At 43.0% G+C, this 24,872-nt stretch carries 26 protein-coding genes and 3 pseudogenes; 25 read left to right on the forward strand and 4 right to left on the reverse strand.

From position 1 onward, the window contains the following. The first annotated feature begins 257 nt into the window (after positions 1-257). Genes MMY81_RS11800 through MMY81_RS11815 form a run of 4 tightly spaced genes read left to right on the forward strand, consistent with a single transcriptional unit; the run spans position 258 to position 4,989 of the window. The gene (locus MMY81_RS11800) at positions 258-1,304 is read left to right on the forward strand and encodes an HTH domain-containing protein (protein WP_252313058.1); all 1,047 of its coding nucleotides are present in this window, start codon (positions 258-260) and stop codon (positions 1,302-1,304) included. Between the two features lie 11 nt (positions 1,305-1,315). Further along, the gene (locus MMY81_RS11805) at positions 1,316-2,125 is read left to right on the forward strand and encodes a PTS sugar transporter subunit IIA (RefSeq protein ID WP_252313059.1); all 810 of its coding nucleotides are present in this window, start codon (positions 1,316-1,318) and stop codon (positions 2,123-2,125) included. Between the two features lie 12 nt (positions 2,126-2,137). Then, a complete protein-coding gene (locus tag MMY81_RS11810) occupies positions 2,138-3,040 on the forward strand; it encodes a ketose-bisphosphate aldolase (protein ID WP_252313060.1) in 903 nt (300 codons plus the stop codon). Continuing rightward, on the forward strand, positions 3,028-4,989 hold the full coding sequence (locus MMY81_RS11815; RefSeq protein WP_252313061.1) for a PTS fructose transporter subunit IIABC: 1,962 nt from the start codon (positions 3,028-3,030) through the stop codon (positions 4,987-4,989). The genes MMY81_RS11810 and MMY81_RS11815 overlap by 13 nt, the downstream gene beginning before the upstream one ends. A gap of 50 nt (positions 4,990-5,039) precedes the next feature. Here the strand turns inward: MMY81_RS11815 and MMY81_RS11820 are convergent, their stop codons facing one another. Then, positions 5,040-6,650 carry a PucR family transcriptional regulator gene (locus MMY81_RS11820; RefSeq protein WP_252313062.1) on the reverse strand — a complete coding sequence of 537 codons (1,611 nt, stop codon included), beginning with the start codon at positions 6,648-6,650 and terminating at the stop codon, positions 5,040-5,042. Between the two features lie 258 nt (positions 6,651-6,908). Here MMY81_RS11820 and MMY81_RS11825 point away from each other — a divergent pair, with 258 nt between their 5' ends. The 17 genes and pseudogenes from MMY81_RS11825 to MMY81_RS11905 all read left to right on the forward strand — a co-directional run bounded on the left by MMY81_RS11825 (position 6,909) and on the right by MMY81_RS11905 (position 18,372). Continuing rightward, positions 6,909-7,988 (forward strand): amidohydrolase family protein, encoded by a 1,080-nt coding sequence (locus MMY81_RS11825; protein ID WP_252313063.1) that lies wholly within the window; start codon positions 6,909-6,911, stop codon positions 7,986-7,988. Further along, a complete protein-coding gene (locus MMY81_RS11830) occupies positions 7,988-8,371 on the forward strand; it encodes a Rieske (2Fe-2S) protein (protein ID WP_252313064.1) in 384 nt (127 codons plus the stop codon). The genes MMY81_RS11825 and MMY81_RS11830 overlap by 1 nt, the downstream gene beginning before the upstream one ends. Before the next feature lie 105 nt (positions 8,372-8,476). Next, positions 8,477-9,181, forward strand: coding sequence for an MFS transporter (locus MMY81_RS11835; RefSeq protein WP_252313065.1), 705 nt, complete (start codon positions 8,477-8,479; stop codon positions 9,179-9,181). Then, the gene (locus MMY81_RS11840; protein WP_252313066.1) at positions 9,178-9,678 is read left to right on the forward strand and encodes an MFS transporter; all 501 of its coding nucleotides are present in this window, start codon (positions 9,178-9,180) and stop codon (positions 9,676-9,678) included. Before MMY81_RS11835 ends, MMY81_RS11840 begins: the two co-directional genes overlap by 4 nt. Positions 9,679-9,759: 81 nt before the next feature. After that, positions 9,760-10,797: a LytTR family transcriptional regulator DNA-binding domain-containing protein gene (locus MMY81_RS11845; RefSeq protein WP_252313067.1), complete on the forward strand. Its 1,038-nt coding sequence runs from the start codon at positions 9,760-9,762 to the stop codon at positions 10,795-10,797. Between the two features lie 134 nt (positions 10,798-10,931). Next, a complete protein-coding gene (locus tag MMY81_RS11850; RefSeq protein ID WP_308215308.1) occupies positions 10,932-11,699 on the forward strand; it encodes an ABC transporter ATP-binding protein in 768 nt (255 codons plus the stop codon). Between the two features lie 78 nt (positions 11,700-11,777). Further along, positions 11,778-11,939, forward strand: coding sequence for a hypothetical protein (locus tag MMY81_RS11855; RefSeq protein WP_252313068.1), 162 nt, complete (start codon positions 11,778-11,780; stop codon positions 11,937-11,939). 43 nt (positions 11,940-11,982) lie between these two features. After that, positions 11,983-12,348 (forward strand): ABC transporter permease, encoded by a 366-nt coding sequence (locus tag MMY81_RS11860; protein ID WP_252313132.1) that lies wholly within the window; start codon positions 11,983-11,985, stop codon positions 12,346-12,348. 290 nt (positions 12,349-12,638) lie between these two features. Further along, positions 12,639-13,527 (forward strand): annotated as a pseudogene (locus tag MMY81_RS11865) (cation diffusion facilitator family transporter). Between the two features lie 145 nt (positions 13,528-13,672). Continuing rightward, entirely contained in the window at positions 13,673-14,329 is a 657-nt protein-coding gene (locus MMY81_RS11870; protein WP_252313069.1) for a carboxymuconolactone decarboxylase family protein, read from the forward strand. A gap of 393 nt (positions 14,330-14,722) precedes the next feature. After that, positions 14,723-15,136, forward strand: coding sequence for an Asp23/Gls24 family envelope stress response protein (locus MMY81_RS11875; protein WP_252313070.1), 414 nt, complete (start codon positions 14,723-14,725; stop codon positions 15,134-15,136). Positions 15,137-15,160: 24 nt separating this feature from the next. After that, positions 15,161-15,441 (forward strand): annotated as a pseudogene (locus MMY81_RS11880) (AbrB/MazE/SpoVT family DNA-binding domain-containing protein). Between the two features lie 569 nt (positions 15,442-16,010). Further along, positions 16,011-16,400 (forward strand): SDR family NAD(P)-dependent oxidoreductase, encoded by a 390-nt coding sequence (locus MMY81_RS11890; RefSeq protein ID WP_308215314.1) that lies wholly within the window; start codon positions 16,011-16,013, stop codon positions 16,398-16,400. Continuing rightward, positions 16,355-16,633 carry an SDR family NAD(P)-dependent oxidoreductase gene (locus tag MMY81_RS35195; RefSeq protein ID WP_374561716.1) on the forward strand — a complete coding sequence of 93 codons (279 nt, stop codon included), beginning with the start codon at positions 16,355-16,357 and terminating at the stop codon, positions 16,631-16,633. Before MMY81_RS11890 ends, MMY81_RS35195 begins: the two co-directional genes overlap by 46 nt. Before the next feature lie 231 nt (positions 16,634-16,864). Further along, the gene (locus MMY81_RS11895) at positions 16,865-17,110 is read left to right on the forward strand and encodes a hypothetical protein (protein ID WP_252313071.1); all 246 of its coding nucleotides are present in this window, start codon (positions 16,865-16,867) and stop codon (positions 17,108-17,110) included. 298 nt (positions 17,111-17,408) lie between these two features. Further along, positions 17,409-17,552 carry a hypothetical protein gene (locus MMY81_RS11900; protein ID WP_252313072.1) on the forward strand — a complete coding sequence of 48 codons (144 nt, stop codon included), beginning with the start codon at positions 17,409-17,411 and terminating at the stop codon, positions 17,550-17,552. Positions 17,553-17,733: 181 nt separating this feature from the next. Next, on the forward strand, positions 17,734-18,372 hold the full coding sequence (locus tag MMY81_RS11905; protein WP_252313073.1) for an alpha/beta hydrolase: 639 nt from the start codon (positions 17,734-17,736) through the stop codon (positions 18,370-18,372). A gap of 153 nt (positions 18,373-18,525) precedes the next feature. On the opposite strand, the gene MMY81_RS11910 is transcribed toward MMY81_RS11905, so the two are convergent. Beyond that, the gene (locus tag MMY81_RS11910) at positions 18,526-18,969 is read right to left on the reverse strand and encodes a hypothetical protein (protein WP_252313074.1); all 444 of its coding nucleotides are present in this window, start codon (positions 18,967-18,969) and stop codon (positions 18,526-18,528) included. Between the two features lie 117 nt (positions 18,970-19,086). On the opposite strand from MMY81_RS11910, the pseudogene MMY81_RS11915 reads away from it, so the two are divergent. The 4 genes and pseudogenes from MMY81_RS11915 to MMY81_RS11930 all read left to right on the forward strand — a co-directional run bounded on the left by MMY81_RS11915 (position 19,087) and on the right by MMY81_RS11930 (position 22,648). Next, positions 19,087-20,400: pseudogene (locus MMY81_RS11915) on the forward strand (D-serine ammonia-lyase). Further along, the gene (locus MMY81_RS11920; RefSeq protein WP_252313075.1) at positions 20,387-20,572 is read left to right on the forward strand and encodes a hypothetical protein; all 186 of its coding nucleotides are present in this window, start codon (positions 20,387-20,389) and stop codon (positions 20,570-20,572) included. The pseudogene MMY81_RS11915 and the gene MMY81_RS11920 overlap by 14 nt, the downstream one beginning before the upstream one ends. Next, positions 20,563-22,212, forward strand: coding sequence for a putative bifunctional diguanylate cyclase/phosphodiesterase (locus tag MMY81_RS11925; RefSeq protein ID WP_252313076.1), 1,650 nt, complete (start codon positions 20,563-20,565; stop codon positions 22,210-22,212). Before MMY81_RS11920 ends, MMY81_RS11925 begins: the two co-directional genes overlap by 10 nt. Positions 22,213-22,303: 91 nt before the next feature. Then, positions 22,304-22,648: an AbrB/MazE/SpoVT family DNA-binding domain-containing protein gene (locus MMY81_RS11930; protein WP_252313077.1), complete on the forward strand. Its 345-nt coding sequence runs from the start codon at positions 22,304-22,306 to the stop codon at positions 22,646-22,648. Between the two features lie 140 nt (positions 22,649-22,788). Here MMY81_RS11930 and MMY81_RS11935 read toward each other — a convergent pair whose 3' ends face one another. Next, the gene (locus tag MMY81_RS11935; protein ID WP_252313078.1) at positions 22,789-24,021 is read right to left on the reverse strand and encodes a methyl-accepting chemotaxis protein; all 1,233 of its coding nucleotides are present in this window, start codon (positions 24,019-24,021) and stop codon (positions 22,789-22,791) included. Beyond that, positions 23,931-24,587: a cache domain-containing protein gene (locus tag MMY81_RS11940; protein ID WP_252313079.1), complete on the reverse strand. Its 657-nt coding sequence runs from the start codon at positions 24,585-24,587 to the stop codon at positions 23,931-23,933. Before MMY81_RS11940 ends, MMY81_RS11935 begins: the two co-directional genes overlap by 91 nt. Positions 24,588-24,872 lie beyond the last annotated feature (285 nt).

The raw sequence follows: 24,872 nt of genomic DNA on the forward strand, positions 1-24,872 counted from the left end.
TATCGGCCGGGTTTTTTACTGCTTAAATTTTTGTATACTGGTATTTTAAATTATAGTAGAACAGATGTAGGGGATGAATATAGCAACCGAATAAGTCAGCAAAAAACAAGGTACTGCAAAGGAAGATATATATTTTTTTCACAAAAAAATCTAACAGTATATGAATAGATAATCATTTCCTAACCATTAGGAAGAAGTATATTGTTGTTGAAAGATAACGCTTACAATATATTGATACGTAGGAGGGAGGAATAATTGTGCATCAACGTTACAAAGAGTTGTTGCAGATATTAAAGCAATCTACTTCTGATTTTGTAAGTGGTAAAGACCTGGCTGCGGCACTTAATGTTACAACAAGAACGCTGCGAAATGATATAAGGGATTTAAACGAAAACTATCTAAAAGAAACATCTATTCAAGGCGACAATCATAAAGGATATACCCTGCTGGAAGGATCGTTATTACTACAGCAGCAGGGACAGACGGATATTAAAGAAAGAATGTTACGAATAATAAAAATTATGATGTCGCATCATTCGTTTACTACCTATGATGATCTTTCGAGGGAACTGTATTTTTCATCGCAGACCATTAGGAAAGACGTGCAGAGAATTTTTCAGTTGATCAAAACAGAAAGAAGGAATATTCATATTGAAGCTATCGTTTTCCAGGGTGTAAAGCTGGAAGGTCTGGAGATTGATAAGAGGCTGTTTTTAGAAAGTTTACTACCGGCTGACATTTTCAGCGAAGAAGAAATTGAAGAACAAATTTCCTATTATTTTGAAAATTGGATTGATAATATTTCCATTAAAGAAATGATTGCTAGTATCAAATTACAATTTTCCAAGTATCGAATTACAGGAAATGCCAGAGAAGTATTTATGGTATGCAGTACGGTCATTATCGGCATGAAAAGATTAGAAATGAATCAACCACTCACAAGAGAAGATATGAAATTGGAAAATTCTTCATTAGAAGAGTACCAGCTGGCAGAGGACATCCTAATACAGGCAGCTTCTCTTAACCTTGATATTGTGTTTGATGAATATGAGAAACAATATTTAGCTTATTTATTGATAAGTCTTCAATTATGTCAAACTTCAAACTCAGATTATTCTTCCGCAGATCTGCCTGTTGAAGTGAAATCAAAAATAAACACAGCCTTCGATACTATTTTTAAACAGTATGGGTTTAATTTAAATGATGATCATCAGCTTTTTGATGAACTGATCGGCCGGATCTCAAAATCTATTGGTCCGTTGAAATACAATTTCCTGTGGAGAACCCTTTTATCGGCCACATAAAAAAAGAGTATATGACAGCCTATGATTTAGCGGTTGCTTTAGCAAAAGAATTGCAGAGTACGCTGAAGATTCATATTCCTGAAAACGAAATTGGTTATTTAACGCTGCACATTGTCCATTATTTAGAAAAATACCAGGAAAGCAAACAAAAAGTCGCGATTGTTTATGAAAAGAACAAGCTGATTGGAAATTTACTGGAGAGGAAAATAGCTCAATATTTTCCTAATATAAGTCCGGAAGGGGCTTATGCTGTTAATGAAATGGAACATATACCTTCAGATGTTAAAACGATCATTACAACAATACAAATACCAAAAAAAATGGATAATAGAAAAATTATATTTATTAGTTCCGAGGTGACTAATGAAGATATCAGAATTATTTCGAGTCATCTAAAAAGAGGACTTTTGGAAAATTATTTAAAATTTCAAGATTTCTTTTTCCTGAAGGAAGCATCTCAGTACGAATTATTGAAAACGTTAACAAATCAATCTGGATTGGAACCGCTTTTGGGAAGCATTATAGAACGTGAGCAGATGTCGAGCACGAACATAGGAAACAATGTGGCTATGCCGCATCCATTTGAGGCAGGAAATAATCTGGATCTGCGTGTTGTCATTGCTGTTAATTCCCAAAAAATTAAATGGGGCGAAAAGATGGCTCAGATCATTTTCCTGTTCGTTCCTCCAGCTGTGAACAAGAAACAAAGTAACGATTTTTTCATAGGCATTCATGATATCTTAAACGATTCTGCTATAACTAATAAGTTAATTGAGGCAGAGTCCTTTGATCAGTTTTTAAAAATATGGAACAACAACTAAAGGTGGAATATTATGTTATTAAATATGAAAGAACTACTAAACACTGCGTACAACAATCAGTTTGCTGTCGGATCATTTAATGTAGCTAATAGTGAATTTGTAAAGGTTGTTATCGAAGCAGCCGAAGAAAACAATTCTCCGGCCATTATTCAAATTCATCCCAATGAAATTGAGCTGTTAACGGATCATTTTATAGCCTATGTATTAGAAGCAGCTAAAATGGCGAAAGTACCGATTGTTATTCATTTGGATCACGGAGACACAATGAAAGACATCACTAGAGCGATTAGAAACGGCTATACATCCGTTATGATGGATGCTTCACATTACTCATTTGAAAAAAATATTGAATTAACGAAAAACGCGGTAGATATTGCGCATCTAGTCAACGTATCGGTTGAAGGAGAGTTAGGAACATTAGGTACAAATGAGGGCAGTTCGGAAAAGGGAAGCGACAACGTCTTCTATACAAATCCGGAACAGGCAAAAGAATTTGTCGACAGAACAGGGGTTGATACTCTTGCAGTTGCAGTTGGAACTGCTCACGGTATTTATCCAAAAAATGAAGATCAATCCATAAAAATAGATCGGTTAATGGCGATAAAATCAAATGTAGACATACCATTAGTGCTGCACGGCGGTTCCAACAACGCGGATGAAGAAATTAAAGAATGTTTAAAACATGGTGTGGCCAAAATTAATCTGTCTACAGATATGAAACTCGCCTTTTTTAACAGACTTAGAGAAATGCTTGAAGAAAATCCCGGAGCCTATGAACCGGACGTTCTGTATCCAGAAGCAACTAAAGCTGCAAAAGAATTAGTTAAAAAGAAGATGGATTTGTTTGAATCTACCAATAAAGCTTCACTTTATAAAGCCAAAAAGGGCGAGGAGGACTTAATTTGGACCTTGTAAACATGTTGAGGGTGGAAAATATTATTCTGGATGCCGACTATTCCAATAAAAACGAATTGATTGATAACATGGTAAACGTTTTATCTGTTAATGGTTATCTCGAAAGCGAAAAAGGTTTTAAAAAGGATATTTGGCAAAGAGAGAATGAAATTTCTACAGAGGTCGGGTATGGAGTAGCGCTGCCTCATGCCAAATCGAGCTCTGTAAAGAGACCAACTATTGTTTTGGCCAGATCGCTGAAAGGATTAGTCTATGATACGGAAAAATGCCACTTATTTTTTATGATTGCTGCTAACGAAGATGCCACAGAAGAACATTTACAAACACTATCCAGATTGTCTTCTTTACTAATGGATGAAGTATTCCGGGCGAACCTTATTTTAGCAGGAACAGCAGAAGACATCGTGGAGTTATTTAAACAAGCAGAAGAAACCGAATTCCAAAAAGCCGGCCCGGACACCCAAAAATACGAAGGTAAAAAAATTGTCGCCATAACAGGCTGCCCGACGGGTATAGCACACACTTTTATGGCCGCTAAATCTTTACAAAATAGAGCCGATACCCTGGGGATACATGCTAAAATCCAGACGAACGGTTCATCCGGAGTTTCCAACAGGTTATCACCTCAGGATATTGAAGAAGCGGATGGAATTATAATTGCTTCTGATATTAAAACAGATATGGAACTATTTGAAGGCAAAAAAATCATCACAGCTTCTACCAGAGAAGCGATCCATTATCCTGAAAAGTTAATAACGAATTCTTTAGAAGGTAAAGGCAAGGTACATGGAGAAAAAGAAGAACGTTTAAAGCAGGATAAAGAAAAAACGAGAATGAAGCAGCCTAAAATATATACGCATTTAATGAACGGCGTCTCTTTTATGATTCCCTTCGTTGTAGCAGGTGGTATTTTTATAGCTATCTCCTTTATGTTTGGTATCAATGCTGCCGATCCGGACAGCCCTCAATATAACCAGTTTGCTGCTTTTCTGGGCACCGTTGGCGGGGATGCGGCTTTTGCTTTAATCGTACCTATTTTGGCTGGATACATTGCCTATAGCATAGCGGATCGGCCTGGACTGGCACCAGGAATGATTGGTGGAATGCTTGCTTCTATCGGGGGTTCTGGATTTCTGGGTGGCATGATTGCTGGTATCGTCGCCGGTTACGCTGTATTATGGCTAAAGAAAGTATTTAAAAACCTTCCGGAAGCTCTTCAAGGACTGAGCCCTGTTTTGATTCTGCCTTTGCTGGGAACATTTATTACCGGCTTGATTATGTTTTACTTAGTGAATGCTCCATTATCCTGGGTGAATACGTCCCTTCAGGAATGGCTGAGTGGTTTAACTGGAACAAATGCTATATTATTAGGGGCCTTACTGGCAGGAATGATGGCATTTGATATGGGAGGACCTATTAACAAGACTGCTTCTGCTTTTGGATTAGCCATGTTCGCAAGTCAGGTTTATGAGCCTTCTGCAGCTCTTATGGTAGGCGGGATGGTGCCTCCACTGGGAATTGCTTTAGCTACTACGTTATTTAAAAATAGATTCGATACAGAAGAACGAAATGCTGGAAAATCAGCTTATATTCTAGGAGCAGCCTTTATTACAGAAGCGGCGATCCCATTTGCGGCTAAAGATCCTTTAAGAATTATTCCAGCCAATACAATCGGTGCAGCAGTTGGAGGAGCTGTATGTATGGGGTTAGGCATCTCACTTCAAGCTCCTCATGGCGGAATATTTGTTATTCCAATAGCAGCGAGCAGTCCATTGCTGTATATATTGAGTGTAATAATAGGGGCTGTCATAACTGCTGCTATTATCGGATTATTAAAAAAACCTATTTATATTAATGAAACAAGCAAATCGAGTGTTCAATCGTTTAAAAGTACCTCTGTACCGCAACCTAAGGTTTCTGCTTTTTCATATGAAGAAATAAAAAAATAATAATGAACCCGGCGATGAATTCGGCCGGGTTTTGTCTTTCGTATATACATTTACTTAGTGCCTGCCTGATATTCATAGGCATGCAGTGCAAGTTCTACAGACAGGCGCTTTGGAGAAGAAAATAAATCTTCCCCCATCAGCTCGCTGATTTTATCAAGCCGGTGATAGAGGGTCTGGCGCACGACGTAGAGCTCCCGCGCTGCATCCTGCTTGGAGCCAAAGCACTGCAGGTATACCCGCAGAGTTTGAATCAAATGCCCCTGTCTGTCTGCATCAAAGCGGAGCAGCTCTCCTAAATGTTCATCAATAAAGTCATCTATATCTCCTTCTTCTTCCATTTTAAGAACTGTACGAAAAAGATGAAGGTTTTCATAAAAAGGAAGAGCAAGAGAAGCTACACGATTTTTCACTTTTTCTGTTTCCTTTGCAGTTAAATAGCTTACCGGCACGTCCGTCGATGCTTTTACCGTTTTGCCGAAAACGAGATATTCAAAGAAAGGAAAGGTGCCCCGCTCGTCTTCTTTTAATAAAGCCCGGTAGCCGGAATAAAGACGCTCGCGGAAAACAGAAGCGCTGATACTGCCCGGGTGCAGCAGAATAAACACATAGGCGTGCGGCATAGAAGTGGCTAATAGCGTTATTCCTCGTTCTTCAAAAATCGAACGGGCGAGCATCGACTTTTGAATAAAAAGCCCTTCTCTATTTTTATGAGAGGAAAGAAGATGATTTTTCGAAATGAGTCCGACAGCCATAGATTGAAACGTTCCTTTTTGCAGCTGTTGGAGTTCACTGTTAACTTCTTCCTGATTGTTTTCGTTATTGATCCAATCATGCATCCAGCGTTCTTCCTGCTGTCTGCGGCGCTCTTCCATGTAGGTGGTCCGCATCACTTCCTGTGAAATGGCGGTAGCACAGCGGTCGAATGCAAGTTCATCGAATTCACTGAAAGCAAGGCCGTCTTTGTAGGCGATTAAGTCAGCGAAATAATGAGTGAGTACCATAATAGGACGTGATGTATGCAGGCTTCTGTGGTGCCATGTTTTGTGCTCGATCCATTCCTTGACCCGTTTTTCCTGCTCCTTTAAAGAAAGCGCGGGATAGAAATAACTTTCCCCCTGAATTGGAAGATAACAAACGTTGATCCTCGTGCGGCGGTAAAATTCGTACAAAATTTCTTCAATTCCTTTTCCATCCAGCAGAATTTGATTAAACGAGGAAGACAGGTCTTCTAGTTCTTTGACCATCTGGTAGTGCTGATGGATAAATAAACTATGCAGATCCTGCGTAATATCAATATAGCGGACTTTTTCATGAAAAAGAATCAGCGGAAAATGATGACGTTCAGCAAATTCGATCATGGAAGCAGGTAGTGACTCTGTATAGGTGCCAAGCTCAATGCACAGGCCGGAAACATTGTTGGCAATAAGCTGCTGCAAAAACGACAGGGAAAGGGCTTCATTTTCATACCAGCCAAGTCCCGTGGTCAGTACAAGTTCGTTTCCGTTTAACAATTCGTCCAGGCGGGTGACTTCAATGATATGAACCCATGTAACTGTCCGGTTAAGAGAAGTTTCATCTCCTATGACTACGGCCTTTTGAAAATGCGGGCGCTCCAGGATATGGCGGATGGTCGTATGAATGACAGGGGTGTGGACCGGCACAAGATCACCTCCAATGGACAATATGTAAAATAGATCTATTTCTTTTATTGTATAGAAGGTATTGTATTTTACCTTATGTTTGGCAGGTTGTTTTACATACATTCTACAAAATATGATAAACAGCCACTCATGCCCACTGGAGAGCACTGAGCACTGCTCCTGCATCTCACCGGTCCTTAAGGCTGTTAATGCAATTTGTTATGAAAGGTAAATGAATGGTACCCTTAGTATATAAAATTATACTAAGAGGAGGTTTACTTGAAAGAATTTGATGGGAAAACCTGCAGGTTGATTGACGCGGATATTCATGAGAAAGTAACGTACGCAGATTTACTGCCCTATCTGGGGCAGCCCTGGAAACGGTATATTGCTGATGCCAACTGGGTTCAGGAAAAGCATATGCCCTATACACAGCCGGCGGTGGCAGGTGTAAATCGTGCCGATGCCATGCTCCCGGATGGACGGGATGCCGGGTCGGATCTTCCGTTTATGCGTGAGCAGCTTCTGGATGCATGCGGACACGATATTGGTATTTTAACAGGGGCACTGGATCCTTCTCCTTCTTCTATGCATGGCTGGTACGAAATGGCTGCTGCACTGGCCACAGCCTACAATGACTGGCAGATTGAGCACTGGCTTGAAAAAGAAGAAAGACTGTACGGTTCTATTCACATTGCTGCCCAGGATCCGAAGACAGCAGTAGAAGAGATTGAACGCATCGGCGATCATCCAAAAATGCTGCAGGTTCTTCTGCCGATAGATGATATTGCCTGGGGAGATCCTATGTATCATCCCATTTATGAAGCCGCTGAAAAACATGATCTGATGATTGGCATGCATCACAATGAGCCGCCCGTCCAGTTTGGCAAATGGCCCCGTTATTTCATCGAATGGCATGCGCTTATTCCAATCTCCCATATGATTCAGGTAACCAACATGATCCTGAACGGCGTGTTCGAAAAATACCCTAAGCTGAAAGTCATGATGATCGAAGGTGGCTTTACCTATGTTCCATTCTTAATGAAAAAGCTGGACCAGCAGTATAAAGACCTCCGTCATGAAGTGCCCTGGGTAACCAAAATGCCGAGCGAAACGATAAAAAATCATTTTTGTTTCACGACCCAGCCTCTCGAAGAAATGACAAAACGGGAATGGAACAACCTGGTCGAGCAGATGGGCACCGACGATATTATTGCGTTTTCCACAGATTATCCGCACTGGGACTATGATTCTCCTGATCAGGCGCTGCCGAATGGATTAAGCGAAGAGGTCCGTCATAAGATTATGGTGGAGAATGCTCTTCGTTTTTATCCGAAGCTGAAAAGAAGGGATATGTAATGGAAGAAAAAATGTGTACGATGCAGGATCTGAGGCCGGGAGATATGATAGAACGAACATTTTCCGGAAAATCCATCATTATCTGCCGCTCGGAGCAGGGAATTTATGCCTTCCTTAACCGCTGTCCTCATCAAGGGGCCCTCTTATCAAAAGGGAAAATTGGAGGTTCCCCTGCTGCAACCAAAAATCCCGGTGAGTACTGCTTTCAGCGTGAAGGAGAAATTCTCCGCTGCCCATGGCATGGAAGGGAATTTGATATTACGGATGGAGGGAATACGCTGACTCCGGACCGTAGTAAGCTGAAGGAGTTTATGATCAAGATTGAGGGAGAAAATGTGATTGTTTCTACAGAGAGAAAGAAATCAAAAACAGCACAGTCTTAAATTTAGGAAAGCATCGGAGAAATCCGATGCTTTTTGTTATGATAGGAAGGTAGAATACTGAAAATAAAATAGAGCTCAGCTTTATGAGAAAAAGCGGGGAACGTCATGTCATTAGAAACGATGCAGGAAAAAGAACAGAACAAAAAATACAGAATTCTTCTTGTTATAGGAATTGTACTAATTGCTTTTAATCTCCGCGCAGCTATTACATCAGTCGGCCCGGTGCTTGGCTTTATCCGGGAAGATCTCGGCGTTGATCACAGTTCGGTCGGGGTGTTGACGACTATGGTGCTGCTTACGTTTGCTGGTGTTTCGGCGGTAGCATACAGATTTGGAAATAGAGTGGGGCATCAAAGAGCCTTATTTCTAGGGTTAATCGTACTGGTGGCGGGTATTCTTATACGAACGGTACCCAATTTGTGGTTTTTATACGCGGGAAGCGTTGCGGTAGGAGCCGGCATTGCAGTCTGTAACGTACTGCTGCCGGGCGTTATTAAATGGTCTTTCCCAACGAAGATGGGGCTGATGACGAGCATTTATACAACATGTATGGCTATTTCCGCGGCATTTGCGTCCGGACTCTCCGCGCCTATTGCAGAACAGTCAGGCACCGGGTGGCAGGGTGCGCTTCTTTTATGGACGCTTCCGGCATTAGCCGGCATCATTTTATGGGCATTTATTTTACATGGGGAAAAGAAAAAAGCACCGCCGGTTAAAGAAATCGATCGTACTACTCTTATTTGGAAGTCCCCTCTTGCCTGGCAGGTAACGCTGTTTATGGGCTTTCAATCCATCGGTTTTACGTCATGATTACATGGCTTCCGGACATTCTCGTAGAAACCGGAGGCGTCGCGTTAACGAGTGCCGGCTGGATGGTAGCTATGATGCAGGCAGCCAGTCTGCCTGCCTCTTTTGTTACACCAATTTTGGCCGAGCGGTTTCGTCATCAGGTTGGAATTATCATCACGATAGGCATCACAGCATTAACAGGGCTCAGCCTTCTGCTTGCAGCTTCTCTTTTTTCTATGCTTATTGCAGCGGTACTCTGCATAGGACTTGTACAGGGAGCAAGCATCAGCCTGGCGTTGGCTTTGTTTGGCCTTCGTGCAGAAACGGCCGGCAAGGCGGCAGAGCTTTCAGGTATGGGACAATCGGTCGGGTATTTATTAGCTGCATTCGGCCCGCTGGTCGTGGGATTTTTTTACGACTGGACGGGGGCATGGAGTGCAGGCCTGATTTTCTTAATGGTTATCGCGGTCTGCCAGATGACGGCAGGCATTGGTGCCGGCCGCAATAAATATGTGTAAGAGGATAAAAGCATTTTTTCACAAAACCCCGCCATCCATCATGCTCATGCTTCGATTAAATAAAAAACAGGAGATGTTTTTATGTCGGTGTTAAGAATTGAAGCTTTAGAAAAACAAACTGAAGACGCGGTTATTTTCCCGGCTTTTGGACTGGAAGTCTCACAGGGCCAGGCAGTGGCTCTTCATTCCAATACAAACATACGAAACATTCTCCTGCGTATGCTGAATGGAGATATGACGGGGTCGAATGGAGATATTCACGTCCTGAATAAACCAATTACCACATTTACGAAGCCGGATTATACGTGTATCGGCGTTTCTTATTTGGACGATGGACTGTATCCCAGGCTTACAGTAAAAGATGTTTTTACGTTTTACCGGGGTCTTTACAACTCCAGCAGAACCATTCCGGAAGTTCTTCACGTGCTGCAGCTTGAAACGAAGCATAAAGTCCGGGTCCAGCACCTTTCTTATTCAGAACAGCGCCGTGTGCAGGCAGGACGTCTCTTATTCCAGAATCCCGCCTTGTTTGTATTTGAAGAAGCGGACCAGAATGTAGATATGGAAACAAAACGTATTTTTATCAAGCTTATTCAGGAGTTAAAGCAGGCTGGGAAAACTATTCTGCTCCTGACAAGCAACATGGAAAGTGCCATTACAATGGCTGATCATGTCTACAGGCTCGATGAAACTGGATGTCATTCTATTGAAATGGAACAAGAAGACGAGCCGGAAGCTCAAGAAGACGAGGCATCTGTTGAAGAAATAAAGCCGGTAGTCCAATTTGATAAAATTCCAACAAAGATTGATGATAAAATTATTTTATTTGATCCTACGGAAATAGACTTTGTGGAAACTTCCGCCGGACAGGTGCTTATTCATATTAAAGGAGAAGGATTTCCCGGCGTTTTTACATTAACAGAACTGGAAACCAGGCTTCAGCCTTTTGGGTTTTTCCGCTGCCACCGTTCCTATATTGTGAACCTGCAGAAAGTAAGAGAAGTGATTACGTGGACACGAAACAGCTATACGCTCATTTTAGAAGACGACAAGAAAACAGAAATACCGCTGTCTAAAACAAAAATGGCGGAGCTGAAAGCGATGATCGGCATGAAATAGTGTTTCATTCATCCCGGGATCTGCTCCATTCACATACCGGCCGGCGCTGTTTACCGTAAATATAAGGCGGGGCGCCGGCATTTCTTTTATTCTGGAATCAGCAGCATACCAGCTGACATCCAGGAGGGATAATAATGGAATACAGTATTGAAGTGAATAATGTGTCCAAGGTTTTCAGTAATTATGAAGCATTGAAGAACCTCGATTTTAAAGTGGCCACTGGAGAAATTTTTGGTTTTCTCGGTCCCAGTGGAGCCGGAAAAACAACGACGATTAAGATGCTGACGAACCAGCTTCGTCCGACAGACGGTGAAGCTTTAGTGTTAGGCCGGTCCATGACAAAGAGCTGGAAGGACGATTTCCAGCAGCGGATGGGAGTACTAACTGATAACAGTGCTTTGTATGAAAGACTGAGCGTTTACGAAAACCTGAAACTTTACTGCGATCTTTACAATCTATCGTACAGCCGTATTGAAGAAGCACTCGAAATGGTGAATCTCGAAGATACAGGCAAAAAAGTGGTCGGTAAGCTTTCAAAAGGCATGACTCAGCGCGCAATGCTTGCCCGTGCTTTTCTACATGCACCGGAGCTTTTGTTTCTGGATGAACCAACGTCCGCACTTGATCCCACTAACGCAGCACACATTTACAAGAGTCTGCGGGAACTGAACAAAAAAGGCACGACTATCTTTTTGACGACCCATAATATGCACGAAGCGGAAATACTGTGCGACCGGGTGGCCTTTCTCGATCACGGAAAGATACAGCTGTTAGATGCTCCACAGAAGCTGCGCCGCCGGTTTGCCGATAATACGATGACGATAGAGTTAACAACCGGCAAAAAAAATTACGTTAGACAACGTTCCGGAAAATGCCAAAAAAATGTATGCCTATATGGCTGATGAGCAGGTTGCTTCCGTACACACAAACGAACCGACACTGGGAGATATTTTTGTAAAACTAACAGGGAGGGAGCTCGTATGACACTGGCGCTGAGACGAATGTATGCTATTTTTCAGAAAGACATGAAAGACGTATCGAAGAATATGTATATCTCTACTACAGCATTGACCCCTATTATTTTGGCTTTCTTTTACGGACGAATGGATAATATTCAATTAGATATGTTATCTTATTATTAACTTTACGTTTTCTATCGTAGCTGTCTTTGTCCAGGCCGCCATCATTGCAGAAGAAAAGGAAAAAAATACGCTCCGGGGGCTGATGCTCTCACCGGCTTCCGCAGGAGAGATACTCATCGGGAAAAGTCTATTAACGTTAGCTTTTACGGGTGTTACGCTGGCGCTTAGTATTTTCTTTGTCGGCTATGAAATTCCCAATGTTCCTGTGATTATAGCAGCATTATTCCTATCGGGCTTATTTTATACAGCACTCGGAACGCTGCTGGGTCTGGTGACAAAAACGGTGATGGAAGCATCTGTTGCTTTATTGCCGGTCATGTTTGTCTTTGGTTTGACTCCCTTAATCGATGCCATTATTAACCAGTATCCGGGCCTCTCTTTTTGGAATATATGCCTAATATGCAGCTGATTGACCTGGCTGCTCGGATGGAAACAGGAGGCGGGTTTGCGGAAGCATGGCAGCCCCTTTAATCATTACGGCATGGTTTGCTGCAGCACTCGCTGCCGCATGGATCGTTTACACTAAAAGAATGACAGACAGCTAATACACAACCGGTGCAGACGAATGGCTGCATCGGTTTTTTTTGGCTGAATGAAACATTGTTAGCATCTGGATAATAAGTAAGTAATAAGACAAAACGTTGCTGTATCCCCACTAGAACTCCGCTTGATAGAATAATAAAGAGCGGAGGAGTAGTTATGAAAAATGAAGAAAAATACAAAAAAATAAAAATGGGTGAACGGGGTGCAATGCTCAGCATAGCGGCTTATCTGTTTTTGGCTTCTATTAAGCTGGTGGTAGGGGAATCTGCAAATTCTGAAGCATTAACGGCGGATGGATGGAATAACGTCACCGATATAGCGGCCTCTGCCGCTATTTTAATAGGTTTAATGATATCCCGAAAACCTGCTGACAGTAATCATCCGTACGGTCATTGGAAATCAGAATCAATTGCATCTCTTCTTGCCTCTTTTATTATGATGGCGGTAGGTATCCAGGTGTTATTCGGCGCGGTCATGTCGATTTGGTCCGGAGAGTATGTCACACCGGATTGGGCAGCGGCATCTACCGGGTTTTTTGTGCTGTCTTTATGTACGGCATTTACCGGTTCAACCACCGTCTCGGGGAAAAAATAGACAGCCAGGCTGTTAAAGCGGCAGCAAAAGATAATTTATCTGATGCATGGGTCAGTATCGGTGCGGTCATTGGAATCTTAGGAGCCCGGTTCTATCTTCCGTGGCTCGATTCGGTGGCAGCGATTGCTGTCGGATTATTAATCTGCAAAACCCATGGGGAATATTTAGAGAAACGTCTCATTATTTAACGGATGGGTTCAGCGAAGAGGATCTCACTTCCTATAAAGAAGCCGCCTGCCTTGTGCCGGAAGTGTCCGGGGTACGCGATATACGAGCAAGAAAATATGGAAACAATACGGTGGTGGACATTGTGCTCAGTGTTCCTCCGGAGCTCAGCATTGAAAGTGCCCATGATGTTTCCACACAGGTGGAAGACGTGCTTGTTCAGCGGTTCAACGTATATGACGTTCATGTTCATGTTGAACCTTCCAGGCGGAGCAGGCCGAAATAAAGCCGGAACAAGCCGATAATTTGTCTTCTGCTGGTGCAAGCAGGTTTTTTTCTTATTGAAGCCGGTCTGTCCTGCCGGACCGGCAGGGTGGCACGGCTCTTGCAAAAGATAGGGGTGCAATCAATAAGAAGAAAGAGGTGGAAAAATGGAAGAGGGAATATTGTACAAAAAGGAGTATTTCACCCGTTTGGAGGAATTTGCATCGTTAGCACCGGAGGCCTTTCGTACGTTTATAGCTTTTGACCAGCAGGTAATGGAAAGCGGTTCACTCGATCTTAAATTAAAGGAACTTGCTGCCATTGCGGTTGCGCATACGACGGGCTGCCCGTATTGTATTGAACTGCATGTAGGAAATGCCAAAGCAGCAGGAGCCTCCAAAGAAGAAATGGGGGAGGCTATTTTGACGGCTGCAGCGCTTAAAGCGGGATCAGCGCTGGCTCACGGTGTAAATGCATTAAATGCCTATGATGAAAAAGAGGACGACATTCTCTATAAAAAAGAATATTTTAACAGGCTTTCCGAATTCTCAAAACTTGTGCCGGCGGCTTTTCAATCCTTTGCAGCATTTGATGCCGAAGCGGTAAAGGGAGGAACTCTCTCTGTTAAAGAAAAGGAACTGATTGCTGTTGCCACAGCTCACACAACCGGCTGTCCCTACTGTATAGAAGTGCATACAAAAGCGGCAAAAGCTGCAGGAGCATCGATGGAGGATACGGCGGAAATTATAATGGTAGCTGCAGCGCTTAAAGCGGGATCAGCACTGGCCCATGGTGTAAATGCATTGAATGCCTATGATTCATAAGAGAAAGTCAGACTTCCCTTTTGAAGGGAAGTTTTTCCTTATTTTGAATTGAATATTCTGAATTATTTCTTTTTATACAATTGGATGTGTTATATACTAAGCGTAAGAAATAGAAAGAAAGAACATGTGTCCATTCAGTGGCTTTTGTGCGCTCTCATGCTTATAAGTGGATGCAAACGAGAGCATACAGGAGAAAATGTAAGTTTGCTCTAATTGAAAGAAGTGCCGGCAGGCAGTGATTTTTAGAGGTTCTTATATACTCCAAAGGCGGATTGGTCTTTCAAAAGGGCATTTGTTACATTGAGATCATAGGAGAGGGGGAATACGAGAAGCTTGTTTTTTGTTCTGCGGGTAAAAATCAGTAGAAAATTCAATAGCAAAGGATGGATCCTAATGACTGAAGCACACACAAATCAGCGTGATCTGCACATTGAAAATAGAGTAATGGAAAAAATAGCAGCTCTTACTTTGAATGAAATTCCAGGCATTCTATCAATGGATGGTGGAGCAGGGAGTAATCTTACGGAGCGGCTGGGCAGAAAAGATCTGACCAAAGGTCTTACCGCAGAGGTAGGCAGAAAGCAGGCAGCCATTGATGTAAGTGTTGTCGTTAAATATGGATCCAGCGTTCCAAAGGTATATGACGAAGCAAAACAAAAAATTAAAGCAAATCTGGCTCAAATGACGGGGCTTGAGCTGGTAGAGTTTACAATGGCTGTTTCAGATATTGATTCTGAAGGAGAAGGCAAGCTCGGTTTTGAAAAAACAGAAACAGAGGAAAATACAGAACAAAGAGTACTTGAATAGAAAGATAAAGGGTGAAAGTTATTCATGAAATCAACAGGTATCATTCGTAAAGTAGATGAATTAGGAAGAGTCGTGCTTCCAAGAGAATTAGAAGATCACTCGACATTGAACAGAAGGATCCCATGGAAATTTATGTGGACGGAGATAAGATTATTCTGCAGAAGTACAAAGCGAATCATGCCTGCATTGTGACAGGGGATGTCGATGATGACAACATCTCGCTTGCCAACGGACAAATTGTATTGAGTCCCGAAGGTGCAGAAGAAATTCTTGCAGCGCTTAAAGAGTACACAGGAAAGAACTAAGAAACGCTTATAAACAAAAATAGAGGGTTTTCTCTCTCTTCTCCAGGGGAAGGAAGATAGAGGAGAGAGGGGAACTCTTATGATTTCAACGATTTTGATCGGAATAACTATACTATTTGTTATTGCAAACCTGTATTATTTTTTACGAACAAAACACATAAGAAAAGCGGTTTTGACTCAGCTTTATTTTATAAGCTGTTTTTTGTTTTGCTGGCTGTTACATTCGGATTTGCATTATTATATTATCTGCTTTCTTTTAATGAAGAAATACTGGTTATTAACGATCCAACCGACGCCATAGCAGATACGAGTTTTCTGAACTGTCTTTACTTTAGTGGCGTAACCATATTGTCGGTTGGTTTACGGTGACCTGGTGCCTGTAGGCTCAGCACGTTTTTTTGCTTTGATCCAGGCAGGCATTGGTGTGCTGCTGCCTTCCGCTTACTTTGTAAAAGCACTAGGAAGTAATGAAAAAGACCCGGAATCTGAATAATGCTGTAGAATGGTTTGATAGAAAGCCTATACTTTAATGTAGAGGCTTTTTTATAAAGGAGGAATTAGAATGAAATATATTATTTACCGGGGCTTCCAAAGGTATTGGACGGGCAGCTGCGCTTCAGCTCGCTAAAAAAGATACTCATCTGTTTTTATCAGCCCGGTCAAGTCTGGAGGAACTGGTTCCGCTAATCGAAGAGAAGGGAGCCTATGTTTCCGTCTTTCAGGCAGATTTGTCGATAAGCGGGGAAGCAGATAAGATGATGGAAGCCGCAGAACAGGAAATCAGCCGGGAGAATCCGGAAGAAGCGGTCCTCATTAACAATGCGGGAATGGTTGATCCGGTTGGTCCTTCCGCTTCCTATAGGAGCGAAGATGTATCCAGGCATATGGAACTTAACTTATCTGCTCCCATTGTATGTGCTGCTCACTTTATGAGAAGCCTGGAAGAGATAAAGGATTAAAAACTATTATAAACATTTCATCCGGAGCCGCCCATTCCACCATATTTGGATGGAGTGCCTACAGCAGTTCAAAAGCAGGGCTCGAGCAGTTCACGAAAACAGCGGCAATGGAACAGCAAGATACGTCTTATCCCGTTTCCGTGTATGCATTTTCCCGGGCATTGTTGATACCCCTATGCAGGAATCGATCCGGTCAGTTAGTAAAGACAACTTTCGTGATCTGGAACATTTAAATCCTACAAAAAAGAAGGCATGCTTCCCCCGGAAAAAGTAGCTGAAGCTCTCGAACGGCTTCTGGAAAAACCGCCTTCCAACGGCAGCTCGGTATCCGTAAATTTCTATATGTAGAACTTCCGCTGGGCAGCAGTACCCCAGCGGTTTTTCAACTGACGAATGAGGGGCGGTACGGGTTTGTACTCTATTTTAAAAAGGGTATATGGAAGAAAAGCAGAAGGGGGGAAGAAATGCGGGAATATCTATTCAAAGACAGTATATTTTTATCAAACCTTACAACGATTACGGTAGAGAACAGCGAAGGAAAACAGATTGGTTCCATCCAGCAGGAAGACCGGCGTGGATACAAAGATAAAGAGGGATTCACTTATTGTAATGCCGAAGGCAGAAGCTATTATTTAGGAAAAAAACCTTCCCGACTTCCTATATTACCGCGTCGTATGGATTCGCAGGAGAAAAACGTACATATTATTTAAAAAGCAAAGCCGGGACGGCGTTTTTGTATTTTCGAATGGAAGGCAAAATTGATAAACGCCCGTTGTTATAGAAGAAAATTGGAGGGAAGGCCTGGATTTATCAATAAAAGGCCGAAAGCTTGCTTCTTTTTATCCCGGAACTACTTTTTTTAAAGTAACCTATGAAGTGAGTGAAGAAATAGAAGAGAATACGTCTATGTTTGCGCTGATTATTTTAATGTATTTTATGCATAAGATATATCAAAAGAAAACAAAATGCTGGAGGAGATTTTTCAATAACGAGAGGGTGTGGAGTCAAATGAAGCGGTTCTGGGCAGCGGGATTGATAACGGGGGGCAGCCTTCTTCTTGGGGGAGCAGGGTGGTATATGCACAGCTATGCGCTTTCCAGACAAAATAGAACGATGATAAAGCAGGCAGAAGGAAAAGCCCCGCTGCTGTAGAAGAAATGAATGAACAGTCCCGCCGGGATTATGAATGGGCACTCAGCCTGGTGCCGGAATCTCTGCAGATTATTTCCTTTGACGGCCTTCAGCTCAGGGCGTCCTTTCTCCGCGCTGAAAACAAAACCCGCCGGACTGTTATACTGGCCCATGGGTATAGAGCAGAAGTCGCCTGCGTGATATGGCTTCCCTGGCTAGAATGTACCATGAAGAATTCGGATTCAACGTGCTCTGTCCGGATAACCGCGCCCACGGAGCCAGCGAAGGAAATATCATTGGATTTGGGTGGACGGATCGAAAAGATTATCTCGGCTGGATAGATCTGATAATAGAAAGAGAGAAGCAGGCGGAAATTGTCCTGCATGGTGTTTCAATGGGCGGAGCCATCGTTCTTTCCGTGAGCGGAGAGCCTCTTCCTGCGCAGGTAAAAGGTATTATTTCAGACTGTGCGTTTACCTCTATGCATGATCAGCTCGCTCATCAGCTTAAACGGTCATTCGGGCTTCCGCCATTTCCTTTAATGCCTGCAGCAAGCCTTATTAACAAATGGTATGCCGGCCATTTTTTCAAGGAAGCTTCTGCCTTAAAACAGGTAAAAAAGGCTTCTGTGCCTATTTTATATATTCATGGAGGAGAAGATTATTATGTGCCCACATCAATGGTATATCAGCTCCATGAGCAAACCAGTGCAGAAAAAAGCCTGTATGTAGCAAAAGAAGCCGGACACGGTCAGGCCTTCAGCGAAGACGAGCAGGAATATAAAAAACAGATTGCTTCCTTTTTAAAAAAACATGAACGACAAATAAAAGCAGCCTGTTAAAAGGCTGCTTTATCCCATATACTGTATTACACGGGACGATTTGTCACGTGGTGATCTGTATTATCGTCATCCGAAGATTCATCAGAAGAACTGTCGTTTGACGATTCGCTGGATGTATTATCATTAGAAGAGCTTGTGCCGGAAGCGTTTGTTTCAGACGAGCTGGACGTTGATGCTGAGCCGTCTCCGCTCAATTCTGTTTTTTGCTTCTTTTACTTTTTCTCCTACATCTTTTAATTCCTGTTCTGTACTTTTGGCAGAAGACATAATATCCTGAGAATCGTCTTTTACTTTTTGAGCCTGTTCGCTAAGCTCTGATCCTCTTTCATCTAATATCTCCTGTAGTTTGGTAACAGCTTCTCTTACGATCGTAACCGTATTCTGAGTGCGGTTTTTAACACGCTCTCTGCTGCCTTCCGGATCCTGCTTGTAATCCTGAACCATTTTATTGCCTGATTCTTTAAGCTTGGATGAACTTGATTTTACTTTTTCTCTTGAAGCTGAATTCGAGAGTACAAAAGCTACACCGCTTAATGCACCAATTACAATACCTAAGCCGATTTTGCTTCCAGCTTTTGTGTTTGTTTGTTTTGCCATTGTTAGTCCTCCTTTTGAGTAATAGATATTTTAAAATACTGATCTCTATTTTATATCTTTACCCTTCCTTTAATAAATGTAATCATCTGATTAAAAAAAATGTGAAAAGAATGGGAGATGTGTCATGAACAGCCAAAATGGACAGAAAAATTTCCTTTGCTGCGGCGGGCCGCGGCGGCAGAAGAAATAATATGGCTCAATCCTTCTTTTTCTCCCTTTCATTCTGTACATAGGACTTCCATTAAAGAAAGTATGGTAGAAGAAGCTGAAAAAAGGTTTTCTGCGCTTTAAGCCGTGGATGCAGGAAGTTTTTTCCATCGATGAACCGTATCAATCACCGCTTACTGAAGTGAGGAAACTCCAGCACATGCTGCAGATTCCCGGACGGCTTTTTATTAAACAGGACAGCGAACTCCCTGTGGCAGGGTCAATTAAAGCGCGCGGCGGTTTTCATGAAGTATTTGCCTGGGCAGAACAGCTGGCTTTAAAGCATCACCTGCTGACAGGATGGTCGGATGATTACCGCAGATTAAATACACCGGAAGCAAAGGCCTTGTTTTCATCTTATACGATAGCAGTAGGATCAACCGGTAATTTAGGCATGAGTATTGGCATAATGGGAACATCATTTGGTTTTCAATCAACGGTTCATATGTCAAATGATGCTAAAAAATGGAAAAAAGACAGATTGAGAAACAGCGGGGCTCGTGTTCTGGAATTACGGGCGATTACAGCAGGGCGGTGGAAGAAGGCAGGCGGCAGTGTTTGAAGGATGAGACCTGCCACTTTGTTGATGATGAACGATCCACGCTGCTTTTTGCAGGTTATACTACAGCAGCTTCTGAGCTGGCAGTGCAGCTGCGCGGAGCCGGTCTGTATCCGGATGAAAACCATCCTTTATTTGTTTTATCTGCCCTGCGGTGTAGGAGGTGGTCCGGGTGGGGTGGCGTTTGGATTAAAGCGTTTATTTGGTAAACACGTTCACTGTTTCTTTGCAGAACCCACTCACTCCCCGGCGATGCTCCTTGGGCTTGTTACAGGAGAGCATGAAAGGATATGCGTACAGGATCTGGGGCTGGATAACCAGACGGAAGCGGACGGCCTGGCTGTCGGACGTCCTTCCGCTCTGGCATCCAAAGTGATGGAGCCTTTATTAAGCGGCGTCTATACGATAGAAGACAACAGGCTGTATGAGTATCTGGATCTGTTAATGAAAACAGAACAGTTTTATTTAGAGCCTTCTGCTCTGGCTGGTATGGCAGGGCCGGAAAAACAGCCGCATCCGGCTATTTCGAGAAGTACGCTATTGATCCGGGCACCGTTACTCATGTGGTCTGGGGAACCGGGGGCGGCCTGGTGCCGGAAGATATAAGAGCAGAGGATAGAAGAAAAAGGAAAAGCCCAAAGGAGTTCCAAAATGAAGCAGATTGAATCATATTCGAAACGAAAAGAGGCTTTTCTCCGCAGCCATACAAAAGCTTTGGGGCAGATTATAGGTACTGCTTTAATTATCGGAGCGGTTTCCTTTGCAGTCGTTGATTATTATTTTTCTGATATGCCCTATTCTATACTAATAGGCGCAGTATTATTGTATTGGCATTGATCGTTTTGTGGGTCACAAAAAGCAGCCTGTCTCCAAAAGTGCAGACATATGTCATTTCTTTATTAGCTTTAATCGTCCCTTTATTAAACTTCCGCTATGCAATGGTTGGCGGGCAGACGATCTGGGCATTGATCTTTGTTTTTATTATCTTTTCCCTTTTTTCGCTGTCGAGGCTTCCGCTTATTTCCGCAGGTGTCACGGGTTTATTTACTCTTGCCGTGCTTTGGTGGTATCTCCCGGAAGCAACGCTCTATCTGCAGGTATCCGATCACATTGCCCGAATGTCATTAATTATTATTTCCCTTCTGATTGCTTTTTGGATTAATACATTGTCTATCGGTAAAGAGCGTATAATGCTTGCCTACACAGAAGAGATAGAAAATGCTTCTTTAACTGACAGCACTCTCCATATGCCCAACCGCCGTGCTTTTGAGCGCAGGCTTGAAGAATGGAAGGAAGAACATCATTTTCAGGTATGGATCATCAATATAGACCGGTTCCATGTTATTAATGAAATTGCAGGCTATCAAATAGGTGATAATGTACTGTATCAGATAAAACAACGAATAAATGACGTGCTGCCAAAAGAAGCCTATGTTGCAAGAGGACATCAGGATGACTTTCTCGTTTACCTGTCTGAAAAGCTGTATCAAAAGTATGGAGGCCTGGAAGAAAGTCTGCTTCAATCTATTTATGAACCAATTCAATATAAAAATCACCAGTTCAGACTGAAGGCCAGTATGGGAATGGCGCCGTCAGACCAGGTAGGAACAGATGCAGCATATGTTATGAAAAGCGCTGAATACGCCCTGAGAGAAGCCAAGCACCAGGGGGGAGGCCAGGCTGTGGTCTGTACAAAGGAGCTGTCGGAAGAATCACAGTACAGAATGCTCATTACCAATCGAATGACTCCGGAAGCCCTGCAGAAAGAATTCAGCCTGCTGTTTCAGCCGCAGTGCGAAACGGGTTCAGGCAGAATTACGGGCGTAGAGGCATTAATTCGCTGGGAAGAGCCGGAAAATGGCTTTGTCTCCCCGGAAACGTTCATACCTATTGCAGAGCAGAATGGATTTATTCATCCACTTGGCGACTGGGTACTTAGGGAAGCGTGTAAACAGACAGTAGAATGGGCGGCAGACGGAAAGGTCAAAGTGGCTGTTAATATCTCTCCGCAGCAGCTTACTAATGCCGGCTTTGCAGAAAGCGTTCTCGCTATTTTAAAAGAAACAAATTTCCCGCCGGATTCGCTGGAGCTGGAAATTACTGAACATGTCCTGGCGCTTCATATGGAAGAAGCCCGGACACAGCTGCAGATGCTTCGATTGAATGGAGTCCGCATCGCGATTGATGATTTTGGCACCGGCTACTCGTCTTTATATGTCCTGCAGAGCTTTCCACTCGATAAAATTAAAATTCCGAGAGAGTTTATTCAGAACGTTCACATGAATTCAAGAAAACAGCACATTGTTCAGTTCATTATCCGTATGGCCAATGATTTGAAAATGGATGTTCTTGCCGAAGGAATTGAAGTGGAGGAAGAACTTCATTTCTTAAAAGAGGCCGGCTGCAGACAGGCCCAGGGTTATTACCATTACCATCCTTTGGATAAAAATCATTTAAAGCAGGAAGTTACCGGGTAAAAAGCAGCAGCAGGCTTGGAGATTAGGGACGTCATTATGATAAAATAGCTGTAAGAAGGAGCCGCAAAGCGGCAGAGAGAGGCCGGATAGCATGGAAGAAAAAAGAAAAGAGCGGAAAATCAAAAGAATTGCAGTATCATCCAAAAGACAGATGAGTATCCCGAAGGAGTTTTTTGAGGCACTGGATATTGAAGAAGAAATAATGATTGAGAATGTCGACAATAAAAAGCTGGTCATTACTCCTTACAGGGAACCATTGGAAGATGTGTCAGAAGAAATACTGGAACAGCTTATCGCAGAAGGCTTTCAGGGGGAACAGCTGATAGAGGAATTTAAATATCGGAAGTCTTCCATGCACGTTACGCCAAACGATAAGAAAACGGAATCTGAAGAAGAAGGACCGTTAATGCCCGAACTTTTCCCGGAAGAAACATAAGACTGACTCTGTACTCCTTTTCGAAACGCTTGTTTCGTCAGGGGTATTTATTTTATATTTTATTGGATGAAAGAAAGCTGACTAAAAAAAGAAATCCCAATCATCCGCGGCAGCGCGGTATTGGAATTTCTTTTAGTCTATTAAATATTAAACGAATTGACTAAATCTTTAAGTTCAGCAGACATACGGTTCAGCGACTGGGCTGCCGCATTTATTTCCTCCATGGAAGCCAGCTGTTCTTCGGTGGAAGCAGCAACTTCCTGGGAAGAAGCTGCATTTTCCTGGGCAATGGTGGAAATGTCTTCAGCAGAAGCTGTTACACCGCTGATGCGGTCTGTGATTTGCTTGGCTGTCGAAGAGACATCTTCTATTTTCGGGGCAATCTGCTCCATGCTCTGCAGAATTTCCTGAAACTGATTCGACGTTTCCTTTGTTACGACAAGGCCCTGCTCTGCATTAACCGAAACCGCGCCCATCTGCTGGACAGACTGTTCGGTATCCTGCTGAATACTCGTAATCAGCGTGCCGATCTGCTTGGCAGACTCAGAAGACTGTTCTGCGAGCTTTCGAACTTCATCAGCAACAACCGCAAATCCCTTACCCTGTTCGCCGGCTCTTGCTGCCTCTATAGCGGCGTTTAACGCCAGCAGATTTGTCTGGCTGGAAATACCGCTGATCACTTCCAGAATATTTCCTATTTCTTTAGAGCGCTCGGCCAGGGATTGGATAACTGTATTAGAGCTGCTAACGGACTGATGAATAAATTCCATTTGCTCCAGGTTGTGTTTCACATGTTTTTCACCCTCTTTGGCACGGTCTGAGGCGGCGGAGGTTAGTTCCGACACAAGCGAAGAGCGCTCTGCGATCGTCTGTACGCCAAGGAAGACCTGGCTGATTTCTTCATTTGTCTGATCAATTTTGATCGTTTGATTCTCTGCTCCGCTTGCTACCTGCTCGGTGGCTGAAGCCACTTCTCTTGTAGCTGCAGCGGTTTGATCGGAGCTTGCAAGAAGCTGTTCGGAAGACGAGCTCATCTGGTCAATGGAGTTATTTAATTTCGTAATCACGGTCCGGAGCGAGTCAGCCATTTTATTAAAGCTTGTACCGAGCTGGCCGATTTCATCAGAAGAATTAACTTCAACTGACTCCGTCAAGTCTCCTTCGCTGATGCGCTCAGCGCTGTTTGATAAACGACGAAGCGGCTGAATGATGGAACGGATAATGAAAAATACGATGAGAGATCCCAGCAGAATAGAAATACCGATAACGACAGCCATTTCTTTTAGAATACCGGAAGCTGCATTGGTGACTTCATGTTCGTACATGGTGGCGCCGATTTTCCAGCCGGTGGCTTCATTTGTCGTGAAATCCATGACTTTGTCTTCACCGTCAATTTTGTAATTGAAGATGCCTTCTTCAGCATCGGCCAGGCCGGCTGAACGTTCTCCTGAAGGGGAGTGCCGGGCTCTTGTTCCGGATTGTAAAGGTAATTTCCTGTGGTGTCAGTGATAATCATATAGCCTTCTTCACCTATCGTATTGCTGTCTGCAAAACTCATGAGAGCCGTCAGATCATAATCAATACCTGCGACACCTGATCCGTCTTCCAGCATTTTTGCAATGGTGACGGTTAAATTTCCTGTGACGGCATCAATGTAGGGTTCGGTGACTACAGCTTCATCAGGAGAGGCAGCGGCAAGTGTATACCAGTCTCTCACAGTCGGATCATAATCATCGGGTAGTTCATTCTCGGGAGCCATCAGCATATCGCCGTCAGCAGAGCCGGTATATATGGATAGAACGTCACTGTTCTGCGAAATATAGGCGTTCAGCTTTTCCATTGCGGCCCCGCTGTCTTCAAAATCTGCTCCGCTGATGTCAGAGGCATAAAAAGTGACATCATTTTTTTTTGGAGGCGATTTCCCTCTCCACCTGCTCATCCAGAAGCAGGGCACTTTTATCCATGTTCTCGATTAATTGGTTACGTACTTCTTCTTTTGCAGATGCATAGGACAAAGAGCCTATAATTAGACCGGGAACAACTAATATAAGTAAAAAAGACAAAACAGTTTGTTGCGCAATGATAAGTTTTTCGAGGATGTTTTCCGGGATTTTTTTCTCATTTTATTCTCCTTTAATAGTATGGTATATCCTGTTATATCGGAATTAAAAAGAAAATATGAATGAAAATATCAGATAAAAATATAAATAAGCATAGAAGAAGC

The sequence above is a fragment of the Sinobaca sp. H24 genome, assembly GCF_023845525.1.

Excerpts from the sequence above, each read along its gene's own strand:
- MMY81_RS11805 (WP_252313059.1), top strand. The coding sequence starts at position 1,316 with ATGACAGCCTATGATTTAGCGGTTGCTTTAGCAAAAGAATTGCAGAGT.
- MMY81_RS11810 (WP_252313060.1), top strand. The coding sequence starts at position 2,138 with ATGTTATTAAATATGAAAGAACTACTAAACACTGCGTACAACAATCAG.
- MMY81_RS11830 (WP_252313064.1), top strand. The coding sequence starts at position 7,988 with ATGGAAGAAAAAATGTGTACGATGCAGGATCTGAGGCCGGGAGATATG.
- MMY81_RS11835 (WP_252313065.1), top strand. The coding sequence starts at position 8,477 with ATGTCATTAGAAACGATGCAGGAAAAAGAACAGAACAAAAAATACAGA.
- MMY81_RS11840 (WP_252313066.1), top strand. The coding sequence starts at position 9,178 with ATGATTACATGGCTTCCGGACATTCTCGTAGAAACCGGAGGCGTCGCG.
- MMY81_RS11845 (WP_252313067.1), top strand. The coding sequence starts at position 9,760 with ATGTCGGTGTTAAGAATTGAAGCTTTAGAAAAACAAACTGAAGACGCG.
- MMY81_RS11850 (WP_308215308.1), top strand. The coding sequence starts at position 10,932 with ATGGAATACAGTATTGAAGTGAATAATGTGTCCAAGGTTTTCAGTAAT.
- MMY81_RS11855 (WP_252313068.1), top strand. The coding sequence starts at position 11,778 with ATGACACTGGCGCTGAGACGAATGTATGCTATTTTTCAGAAAGACATG.
- MMY81_RS11870 (WP_252313069.1), top strand. The coding sequence starts at position 13,673 with ATGGAAGAGGGAATATTGTACAAAAAGGAGTATTTCACCCGTTTGGAG.
- MMY81_RS11875 (WP_252313070.1), top strand. The coding sequence starts at position 14,723 with ATGACTGAAGCACACACAAATCAGCGTGATCTGCACATTGAAAATAGA.
- MMY81_RS35195 (WP_374561716.1), top strand. The coding sequence starts at position 16,355 with ATGTGCTGCTCACTTTATGAGAAGCCTGGAAGAGATAAAGGATTAAAA.
- MMY81_RS11895 (WP_252313071.1), top strand. The coding sequence starts at position 16,865 with ATGCGGGAATATCTATTCAAAGACAGTATATTTTTATCAAACCTTACA.
- MMY81_RS11900 (WP_252313072.1), top strand. The coding sequence starts at position 17,409 with ATGAAGCGGTTCTGGGCAGCGGGATTGATAACGGGGGGCAGCCTTCTT.
- MMY81_RS11905 (WP_252313073.1), top strand. The coding sequence starts at position 17,734 with ATGGCTTCCCTGGCTAGAATGTACCATGAAGAATTCGGATTCAACGTG.
- MMY81_RS11910 (WP_252313074.1), bottom strand. The coding sequence starts at position 18,969 with ATGGCAAAACAAACAAACACAAAAGCTGGAAGCAAAATCGGCTTAGGT.
- MMY81_RS11920 (WP_252313075.1), top strand. The coding sequence starts at position 20,387 with ATGAAGCAGATTGAATCATATTCGAAACGAAAAGAGGCTTTTCTCCGC.
- MMY81_RS11930 (WP_252313077.1), top strand. The coding sequence starts at position 22,304 with ATGGAAGAAAAAAGAAAAGAGCGGAAAATCAAAAGAATTGCAGTATCA.
- MMY81_RS11935 (WP_252313078.1), bottom strand. The coding sequence starts at position 24,021 with ATGGATTTCACGACAAATGAAGCCACCGGCTGGAAAATCGGCGCCACC.
- MMY81_RS11940 (WP_252313079.1), bottom strand. The coding sequence starts at position 24,587 with ATGAGCAGGTGGAGAGGGAAATCGCCTCCAAAAAAAAATGATGTCACT.